The sequence below is a fragment of the Draconibacterium sp. genome (assembly GCF_041583095.1).
GTDB lineage: Bacteria > Bacteroidota > Bacteroidia > Bacteroidales > Prolixibacteraceae > Draconibacterium.
Window position 1 is genome coordinate 1 of sequence record NZ_JBFHGM010000194.1, and the last position, 9,977, is coordinate 9,977.

At 42.0% G+C, this 9,977-nt stretch carries 7 protein-coding genes; 5 read left to right on the forward strand and 2 right to left on the reverse strand.

The window, feature by feature from the left end; genetic code table 11:
• The 4 genes from ABZB17_RS16130 to ABZB17_RS16145 form a co-directional block, all read left to right on the forward strand.
• On the forward strand, positions 1 to 1,186 hold a 1,186-nt coding region (locus ABZB17_RS16130), incomplete at its 5' end, for an ammonium transporter (protein ID WP_372651547.1).
• Positions 1,187 to 1,639: 453 nt separating this feature from the next.
• Complete coding sequence (locus ABZB17_RS16135; protein WP_372651549.1) at positions 1,640 to 4,276, forward strand: valine--tRNA ligase; 2,637 nt, start codon at positions 1,640 to 1,642, stop codon at positions 4,274 to 4,276.
• 206 nt (positions 4,277 to 4,482) lie between these two features.
• Positions 4,483 to 5,229, forward strand: a complete 747-nt coding sequence (locus tag ABZB17_RS16140) for a hypothetical protein (protein WP_372651551.1) — start codon at positions 4,483 to 4,485, stop codon at positions 5,227 to 5,229.
• A 284-nt stretch (positions 5,230 to 5,513) separates the two neighbouring features.
• Positions 5,514 to 6,269, forward strand: coding sequence for a peroxiredoxin (locus tag ABZB17_RS16145; RefSeq protein ID WP_052671175.1), 756 nt, complete (start codon positions 5,514 to 5,516; stop codon positions 6,267 to 6,269).
• 293 nt (positions 6,270 to 6,562) lie between these two features.
• Here the strand turns inward: ABZB17_RS16145 and ABZB17_RS16150 are convergent, their stop codons facing one another.
• Positions 6,563 to 7,219, reverse strand: coding sequence for a hypothetical protein (locus ABZB17_RS16150; protein WP_372651553.1), 657 nt, complete (start codon positions 7,217 to 7,219; stop codon positions 6,563 to 6,565).
• Between the two features lie 376 nt (positions 7,220 to 7,595).
• On the opposite strand from ABZB17_RS16150, the gene ABZB17_RS16155 reads away from it, so the two are divergent.
• A complete protein-coding gene (locus tag ABZB17_RS16155) occupies positions 7,596 to 8,717 on the forward strand; it encodes a carboxypeptidase-like regulatory domain-containing protein (protein WP_372651555.1) in 1,122 nt (373 codons plus the stop codon).
• A gap of 72 nt (positions 8,718 to 8,789) precedes the next feature.
• Here the strand turns inward: ABZB17_RS16155 and ABZB17_RS16160 are convergent.
• Positions 8,790 to 9,977, reverse strand: a 1,188-nt coding sequence (locus ABZB17_RS16160; protein ID WP_372651557.1) for an efflux RND transporter periplasmic adaptor subunit, incomplete at its 5' end; no start/stop codon positions are given.

Sequence of the window (9,977 nt, forward strand, 5' to 3'; positions counted from 1 at the left end):
GGTGATGTTAATGACTCCCGGGCTGGCTTTCTTTTACGGCGGTTTGGGCTGTAAAAAAAATATCCTGAGTATTATGATGCAGAGTTTTGTGTCGTTAGGTATAACAACTATTCTGTGGATTAGCTTTGGCTACTCGATGTGCTTTAGTGGAACCCTGGCCGGCGGAAACGATTTTTTCGGCATCATTGGAAATTTCGATAAAGCTTTCCTGAACGGGGTTACGGCAAGTACGCCCTTGTCGGCCGACCGTAATTTCCCGGAATATATTTTTGTGGCCTACCAAATGATGTTTGCCATTATCACTCCTGCCTTAATTACCGGAGCTTTTATTAACAGAGTAACTTTTAAGGCTTACGTCATCTTTCTGGTTCTTTGGCAAATCTTTGTATACTATCCCTTTGTTCACATGGTTTGGGGAGGTGGAATCCTTGCCGAATGGGGAGTTCTTGATTTTGCCGGAGGAATTACGGTGCACGCAACCGCCGGTTTTGCGGCATTGGCATCAGTGTTTTTTGTAGGATCCCGTGCCGAAAAAAACAGCGGCCCCAACAATATTCCGCTGGTTGCTATCGGAACCAGTTTATTGTGGTTCGGTTGGTACGGTTTTAACGCCGGAAGTGAACTGGATGTGGATGCTGTTACCGCACAGGCATTTTTAAATACCGACGTGGCGGCATCGGTGGCAGCTATTACCTGGCTGGGAATTGAATGGACCACCGGAAAGAAACGACCTACTTTTATTGGGTTAATGACCGGTGCTGTGGCCGGACTGGCAACAATTACTCCTGCTGCAGGTTACGTAACGCTCGGAACAGCTATGTTTATTGGCCTGTGCGCCGGAATGGTGTGCTACCAGGCAGTTAAATTTGTTGAGCGTCAACGCTGGGACGATGCCCTTGATGTTTGGGGCGTGCACGGAATTGGAGGTGTACTTGGAACCATTCTTCTGGGCTTATTCGGAACCACAGCTGTTAACGCCAATGGTGCCAACGGATTGTTTTTTGGAGGCGGGTTTGGCTTTTTACTGAAACAGATTACGGCAATAATTTTTGCGTCGGCCTGGGGTTTTGTATTTACCTGGGGCATGTTAAAAACAATAAACCGCTTTGTGCCTGTAAAAGTAGGACGCATGGACGAAAAGAAAGGCCTCGACCTGGGCTACCATGGCGAGGTTGCACGACAATAAGAAAAACCGATAACATATATAATTCAGCCACGGACGGTGTAGTAGATACTACTCTGTTCGTGGTTTTTTGTTTCCTGCAGGTTTTATCGCAGTCCTGTTAGCTTTTTGGGTGTCCTGTAGCACTTTTATGCTTTCCTGTTACTTTTTTTCTCGTCCTGTAGCATTTTTAGTTATCCTGTACCACTTTTTTTTAATCCTGTTAGGATTTTGGTCGTCCTGTAGGGAAATTTGCTGTTCCTGTGCGACAGGAAGGGTAAAAACCTTACAGGACGGGTTTTAATCCCGCAGGGAGGGTGAAAGTGTTACAGGACGCTATAAGTGTTAACTAAAATATGCAAACAGACTACTTTCTTTAAGTCTCAACCTTCAGAACCTAAACTCTTCCTGTTGAACATTGAACTCTAAACTTTTAATTGTACTTTTGCACCTCAAATTTTAGCTAGATATTTCAAGATGAGTCAGATGGAAATTCCGAGCAAGTACAACCCGGCCGAGGTTGAAGATAAATGGTACAAATACTGGATGGATAACAACTTTTTCCACTCCACTCCCGACGAGCGCGAACCTTACACGATTGTAATTCCGCCGCCAAACGTAACCGGCGTGTTGCACATGGGGCACATGCTTAACAATACCATTCAGGATATTCTGGTCCGCCGCGCGCGAATGACCGGTAAAAACGCCTGCTGGGTGCCGGGTACCGACCATGCATCGATTGCTACTGAAGCCAAAGTGGTAAACAAACTAAACGCTGAAGGAATTGACAAGTACGATCTTTCGCGCGACGAATTCTTGAAACATGCCTGGGAATGGACCGATAAACACGGTGGTATTATCCTCGAGCAGCTGAAAAAACTGGGTGCCTCGTGCGACTGGGATCGTACGGCTTTTACCATGGATGAAGCCCGCAGCGAATCAGTAATCAAAGTTTTTGTCGACCTGTTTAACAAAGGAATGATTTACCGCGGCGTACGTATGGTAAACTGGGATCCGGCAGCAAAAACTGCACTTTCTGATGAGGAAGTGATCTACAAAGAAATGCAGGGTAAACTTTACTACCTGAATTACAAAATTGAAGGTGAGGACGAGTTTGTAACCATTGCAACCACACGCCCTGAAACGATTTTGGGCGATACTGCCGTTTGTGTAAATCCAAACGACGAACGTTTTGCGCACCTGAAGGGGAAACGTGTTTTGGTACCGCTGATCAACCGTTCAATACCGATCATCGAGGATGAATATGTTGACATGGAATTTGGTACCGGATGTTTGAAAATTACACCGGCCCACGACATTAATGACTACGAAATCGGCCTGAGATATAATCTGCCATCAATCGACATTTTTAACGACAACGGAACACTTAACGAAAAAGCTGAGCTGTTTGTTGGCGAAGACCGTTTTGTTGTTCGCGATAAAATTGTTCCTGAACTGGAGAAAGCAGGAAACCTGGCTAAAATAGAGGACTATACAAATAAGGTTGGTTTTTCGGAGCGCACTGATGTGATAATCGAACCAAAATTGTCGGCACAGTGGTTCCTGAAAATGGAAGAACTGGTAAAACCGGCTTTGGAGAACGTGATGAACGATACGATCAGCTTCCATCCGCCGAAATTTAAAAATACCTACAAACACTGGATGGGCAACATCAAAGACTGGTGTATTAGCCGCCAGTTGTGGTGGGGACACCAGATTCCGGTGTACTACTTGCCCGACGGAAATTATGTTTGTGCCGAATCAGCAGAAGAAGCGTTGGAGCTGGCAAAAGAAAAATCGGGTAATGCAGAATTGAGTGCTGTCGATTTAAAACAAGATGAAGATGCTTTGGATACCTGGTTCTCAAGCTGGTTGTGGCCGATTGCGGTTTTCGATGGAATTCGTGAACCGGAGAACGAGGAGGTAAACTATTATTACCCAAGTTCTGATTTGGTTACAGCGCCCGATATTATTTTCTTCTGGGTAGCCCGAATGATTATTGCCGGCTACGAATACCGCGATGATTTCCCGTTCAAAAACGTATATTTTACCGGAATGGTGCGCGATGCACAACGCCGTAAAATGTCGAAATCGCTGGGTAACTCACCCGATCCGCTGGATTTGATCGCCAAGTACGGTGCCGACGGTGTTCGTGTGGGAATGTTACTTTGTTCTCCTGCCGGTGGCGACTTGCTGTTCGACGAAGGACTGCCACAACAGGGGGCCGGTTTCTCAACAAAAATATGGAATGCCTTCCGACTGGTGAAAAACTGGGAGGTTTCAAATGAAATTGAACAACCGGAACATTCGAAACTGGCCATCGAGTGGTTTAGAAATAAACTGGCTCAGGTGGTAGAAACGTTGAATACGCAGTTTGATGCTTTCCGAATTTCGGAAGCCTTAATGACCGTTTATACTACTGTTCGCGACGAGTTCTCGGGTTGGTTACTCGAAATGGTAAAACCAGCTTATCAGCAACCGATTGATGGCAAGACATATTCAGAAATTCTCGAACTGTTCGACCAGATGTTGCGTCTGATGCATCCGTTTATGCCTTTTATTACCGAAGAAATCTGGCAATTGCTGGTAGAGCGTAAAGAAGGCGAAAGTATCATGATTAGCCAGTTACCGGCCAACACCAGCTACGATGCATCTTTTCTTGCTGCTTTCGAGGATGTAAAAGAAGCAGTTTCGGGAATTCGTAAAATCCGTAAAGACAAAAATATTGCTTTTAAAGATGCCATCGACTTTGCAGTGCAAAAAGGCGATAAAGGTTTTGATGCCAAATTCAACAGTATTCTTATAAAACTGGGTAATCTTACTGAACTCACTGTTGTTGACGAAGAAGTTAAAGGAGCAGCTTCGTTCCGTGTAAAATCAACCAGCTTCTATATTCCACTTGATGGATTTATTGATGTGGAAGAAGAATTGGAAAAACTGGAAGAGGAGTTGAAATACGCCAAAGGATTTCTGAATTCGGTAATGAAAAAGCTAAGCAACGAACGCTTTGTAAATAATGCACCCGAAGCGGTTGTTGCCAAAGAAAAAGCAAAACAAGCCGATGCTGAAGCCAATATTAAAGTATTGGAAGAGCGCATTGCTTCAATGAAATAATTCAATATAGTCATAGTATGACTCCAAGTCATGCTATGACTATTTCCGCATATCACCTGTATTAGTGATACCCTGATTCGAAAGTCATGCTATGACTATTTCCCCATATCCCCTTAACATCTGTTAAAAACCAGTTAAATAGTGTTATCTTCAAAATGGTTAAATTCTTTTGCATAGATTTGCAAACGGAATAGAATTACGCACTTATGTATAAATATTTACTGCTGCTATTAATCGTTTTGATGAGTTTTTCTGGTTGGGCTCAGGATGAGAATTATCCGGTTGATCCGATGTTGATTGAACTGAAAGCAAAAATCCTGAGTTCTTCCGATAGTTCAGCAGTACCTTATGCCAACATAATTAATCACCGTACACACAGCGGAACAATTACCAACGGTGAGGGGATTTTTACGCTGGAGATGCTTAATATCGATTCGCTCGAAGTTACTTCTGTGGGTTACAAAACTTTTATCCTGAAAGTGCCATCCTATTACACCGGTTACGAAATGCTAACCTTTTATATGGATCCTGTACTTTATAATGTAGGCGAAGTTACCGTTGAAGGTGAAGCCCGTCAGCTGGATTATTTCGATCACGGAAATCCAACAGACCTTGACCCAACTTTGAGAGGCGATGCATTTAATGAAAAACCTCCGATCATTGCAGCGCTGGTAAGTCCGTTATCGTTTGCACAATATTACGGTAAACGCGAAAAACGCAAACGCCAGGTACGCGAGGATATGGCGATAATGAAAAACTGGGAAATGCACTCGAGAAACTACAATAAAGAAATGGTGATGAAACTTACCGGTTTGAATGAGGCTTATGCCGATACTTTTATGATGTGGTTTAACGGGCAAAATGTACTTCCGTACACAGCCACGGAATACCAGGTGAGGGAGTCGATTGTGCAGTATTCCAAATTATTTAAGCTGGATTACGAACTCGAATAATTGAACCAAAAATTCGACAAATAATCAATGATTTGTTAATAGAATACAAATAAGTATTTAATTTGCACGTTCCTCAACTTTCATATTGAATATAAAAAGATACAAATATCTTTAAAATGTAATCAAAAACAAGATATTGCTTGCAATCTCGTTAATTGATGGGTTTGGTGTTGGCGAAGCATCAAACGCAATGTTTTAGGTCACATTAAAAATATGTTCTTCAACATAAAATGGCGGATATGATGATTGTATTTTAGTGTCGCAATCATTTAATATTCAAAGTTATGAAACAATTAATGTTTACCTTTTTGGCTGTGATTCTGGCCGTGGGAGTAGTAAGCGCAAGCGACTACAAAATCCCCTTAATAGGATCAAAAGCTCCAAAATTTAGTGCAAACACAACCAACGGAAAAATTACTTTTCCAAATGATTTCGGAAGTAGTTGGAAAATCCTGCTAAGCCACCCGGCCGACTTCACTCCGGTATGCTCGTCTGAGTTACTGGAATTGGCACACCTGCAAAAAGAATTCAAAAAATTGGGTGTTGAGCTGGCCGTAGTTTCCACAGATGATATTGTGTTACATAAGATGTGGAAAGCTCATCTTGAGGAGTTGGACTATAAACAACGCGGGACGGTTAATATCGATTTCCCGATTATTGAAGATCCTGACGCAAAGGTGTCGCGTTTGTACGGAATGTTACACGATGAGGAGAGCACTGACCGTGATGTTCGGGGCGTATTTATTATCGATGATAAAAATATTGTACGCTCGGTGAATTTCTACCCGGTAGAAGTTGGACGAAATATGAATGAATTTGTTCGGATGGTAGAAGCTTTGCAGCTTACCGAATCGAAATTTGTATACACACCTGCTAACTGGGAAAAAGGCGACGACGTAATTGTGCCTTATTTACCCTATTCAACTGCCGAGCTGGAGGCTAATCCTAAATTAGCTGACAGGTATTATAGTGTTGGTAACCGAATGTGGTTCGAGCAGGGTGACGCACCAACCGCCAAGGTTGATAATGACGAGGAATAGCAAAATGCAATTTTTCATAGAAGCATGTTAGATTCAGACACTTAAAAAGGTATTTGCGTTGCAGGTACCTTTTTTTCTCCCTTTACGCAAAGTTGAAGTAAAAAAGAAAGCCCGGTGATGACCAGGCCTTCCCAATGAAAGGGTAAACTTTCATTAATTTTTGCAATCAAATAATAAACACAGTTAATTAAAACGGCTCATTATTCTAACCTCTTTAAACAAGCAAGTGCTCGTTTTGTTAATTGTTTTTCAGATTTTTTTTTTGACGTTCCGGCGCTGTTAAACAAAAAGAATTAACTGCCAATCTCGCTTTTCAGCAACTTAACCTGGTTGGTAAGTTTGGTAATCTGTTCATCCTTTTCTTTAAGCTGATTTTGCAATTGCTGTGTTTCCGAACGAACATTTTCAAGTTGTCCCTGCAGCGTATTTAGCTTATCATCGCCAGCTTTAATTTTTCCTTCCAGAACTTTTGCTTCCTGGTTTAACCGGTTAATTTCAAAGTTCTTTTGATCGATGGCCGAGTTCTTCTCAGAAACTTCGCTTTCCAGCGTGTTTACTTCGTTTTGTAACGATTTTATCGACGCTTCTTTACTTTCCAGCGCGTTGGTTAAACGTTGTTTTTCAAAATCAAGATTAAAACTTGTTTCCTGTAACGATTCCTGTTTGCTGCTGAGTTCTTCATTCAGCCCGGCCACTTCTTTTTTCAGCTCGGCAATATCCTGCTCCTTCATGGCATTGCTTTCCATTAACTCGTTTTTCATGGCCTCAAAATCGGCAATCAAAGCTTTAATACGTTCGGTTTTGGCATTGTTCTCGGCATCGAGTTTTCGCGAAAGTTCTTCGGCTTTTAATCTGCCGGCTTCCATTTCAAGGTATTTCTTTTTCGATACGCACGACGACAGTCCGATCAAAACGACACTAATAACAAGAATGATATATTTTCTACTCATAACGATCTTTTTATGTTCAAAACAAAGATACACAATAATAATTGGGTATAAACCTGAGTTCGATATTAAAATAATTCACAGCTTTAGCTATATTTAGTTAGAAATTTTCACCGGTTTTCGAAGTACTATCGGGATAATACAAGAAAATCGGGGGAAATTTATGACAAAAAGAGCAAAGCCCAAAGTCCTTCATACGCCATCTTTGTATTTAATATTCTTTGAAATAACCCGTTATTATTGCATAAATTTAAATGCAAATCTGACGCAATTATGACTTTCTGTGAAACAATTTTAATGCCGAATTCAGGTTATAACAACGTTTAACTAGGGAGGAATGGTATTTATTTCTTACTTTTATTTTTTTAAATTGATGGTCATGAAGAAAACAATTATACTCATTTTTACAGTTTTTGTAGCCCTTACGGCGTTGGGGCAAAGCGGATCGAAGGTGGCACACACCATTAAAGGGAAAGTGGTTGATGCCAATACAAATCGTCCGGTTTCATATACAAATATTGGTTTGGAAGGTACGTTTTTTGGTACCGCCAGCGACAGCGAAGGAAATTTTGAGTTGAAGATTCCTGAAGATATGGTGGATAAAGCCATTTACTTTTCGGCAGTGGGTTTTACCAACAAACAATTTCCGGTAAAAGATCTTTTTTCAAAAGAATTTGCAGTGATAAAATTGCAGTCGCAATCGTATGACGTTGAAGAGGTGGGGGTTGCTGCTCAAAATAAAGTTTTGATTCGCATTTTGCGCCTGGCTTCAGATAATATTAAATACAATTATGGCTCGGGGCCGTTTAATATGCACTTTGCTTATTCAAAAGAAAAGGCGGTTAACGGGCAGGTGAAATCGCCGCAAATTGCAACGGTATTGCTTTACGACGAAACAGGTTACACAAATGCTTCGAAAGCTGATGCTTTTAAGGCTCGGAACTATTCGGTTGCAAAAGAGCAGAGCGACGCAGATTACAGCTTTTCAAGCGCACAATTATACCTTGATGATTTGTTGGGATTCGACTGGGTGCGTTCGGAATCGGGTGTTTTAAGCCCTGCTTTGTTAAACGATTATCAGCTGGCACTGGAAAGTCAACCCGTAATAGAAGGAAAAGAATTTTGGGTGATTTCCTTTAGCCCGAAAGTACCTTCGCTGGCAACTACAGGCGATTATTATGCCGGTACGTTTAAAGGAAAAATTACCGTTAATAAGGAAGATTATTCGATACTGAAAATTGAAGGCGAAGCAGTGGCGCCAAAAAATAATCGTCAGGGCAGGGCGCTGGCAATCGGGCAAAACAATACGGATTATTTTACCGATGTGCTTTACACCTTTGAAGTGGATTATAAAAACCTTTTGCTAAAACGTGTGGCGCTGGATAAAACCTACACTTACAAAGGCGAAAAGGTTTCGGAGCAAGCCGTGCTGGATATGACCCGGGCGCACACCAATAACCTTACTGTTATTGATTCACGCGATTATTTTCCCGGAGAATAAGAGATAGAATCATAAACAAAAACAGGGTTGCGAATCAAATCGCAACCCTGTTTTTATTTGTCTATAGTTATCTTAATCTTCAGCTGTAAACAACTCCTCCTCACTAACCTTTTTAACCTGCATACTGTCTTTTAACGTCCGGTTAATAATGGTGTAAGGTGCGGTAACTACTTCGTCGCCCTCCTTGATTCCTTTCAGAATTTCAATGCTGTTGTTATCCTGAATTCCGGTTTCTACCTCAGTTTTTAATACGCGGCCATCGGCATACACAAAAACAACTTCCTGTTTTTCATCGCGCTGTGTAGTGTTTTCGTCATCCGAAGAGTTTTCGGAATCCGTATCAACTTCTTTGGTGCCGCCGTTTTCTTTTTTAATGCGTGTTGTAACTGCCGAGATAGGTACCGAAATAACATTTTCGCGGGTTTCGGTAAGAATATCAACCGTAGCCGACATTCCGGGGCGGAAAGGATAGCGATTTCCATTCTCCGGATCGATCAAATCTTCGTACGAATCTTTTAGCAGAAGTACTTTTACATCGAAGTTGGTTACCTGGTCGGAACTGGTTCCGGTAACGCTTGCCGAGTTGGCAATTTCGGTAACAATACCTTTGAATTTGCGGTTCAGGTAAGCGTCAACTTCAACCAGCGCAGTGTCGCCTTTCATTACCTTAACAATATCGTTTTCGTTTACTTCAACCTGCACTTCCATTTTGTTGAGGTCGGCAACGGTCATCATTTCAGTTCCTACCATCATGCTGGTTCCCACTACACGTTCGCCCTTTTCCACATTCAATGCAGAAATCGTTCCTGTAATAGGTGCATATATTTTTGTTTTTATCAGCTGCTCTTCGGCTTCATCAAGCGATGCCTGCGCACTCAATACTGAATATTGCGCGGCACGGGCTTCAGCCTGGGCAACTTTGTATGCTGCTTCTGCCGATTCGAATTCCGAAACCGGAATCGTACCTTTTTCATACAATTGTTTGGAGCGTTTATACGAAAGTTCGCTTTCAATTAGTTGTGCCTCGGCTTGCGCCTGTCTTGCTTTCGATGAGTTTACGGCCGCTTCCGACCGGTTTACTGCCGAAACATACATTTCGGGTTTTATCACACAAAGTAATTTTCCCTGCTCAACCGCATCGCCATCTTCAACATGCAGTTCAACGATCTCACCGGCCACATCAGGGCTGATTTTCACCTCAGTTTCCGGCTGAATTTTTCCGTTGGCGGTTATAAACTCGGTAATGGTTTTACTTTCTAC

Excerpts from the sequence above, each read along its gene's own strand:
- ABZB17_RS16135 (WP_372651549.1), top strand. The coding sequence starts at position 1,640 with ATGAGTCAGATGGAAATTCCGAGCAAGTACAACCCGGCCGAGGTTGAA.
- ABZB17_RS16140 (WP_372651551.1), top strand. The coding sequence starts at position 4,483 with ATGTATAAATATTTACTGCTGCTATTAATCGTTTTGATGAGTTTTTCT.
- ABZB17_RS16145 (WP_052671175.1), top strand. The coding sequence starts at position 5,514 with ATGAAACAATTAATGTTTACCTTTTTGGCTGTGATTCTGGCCGTGGGA.
- ABZB17_RS16150 (WP_372651553.1), bottom strand. The coding sequence starts at position 7,219 with ATGAGTAGAAAATATATCATTCTTGTTATTAGTGTCGTTTTGATCGGA.
- ABZB17_RS16155 (WP_372651555.1), top strand. The coding sequence starts at position 7,596 with ATGAAGAAAACAATTATACTCATTTTTACAGTTTTTGTAGCCCTTACG.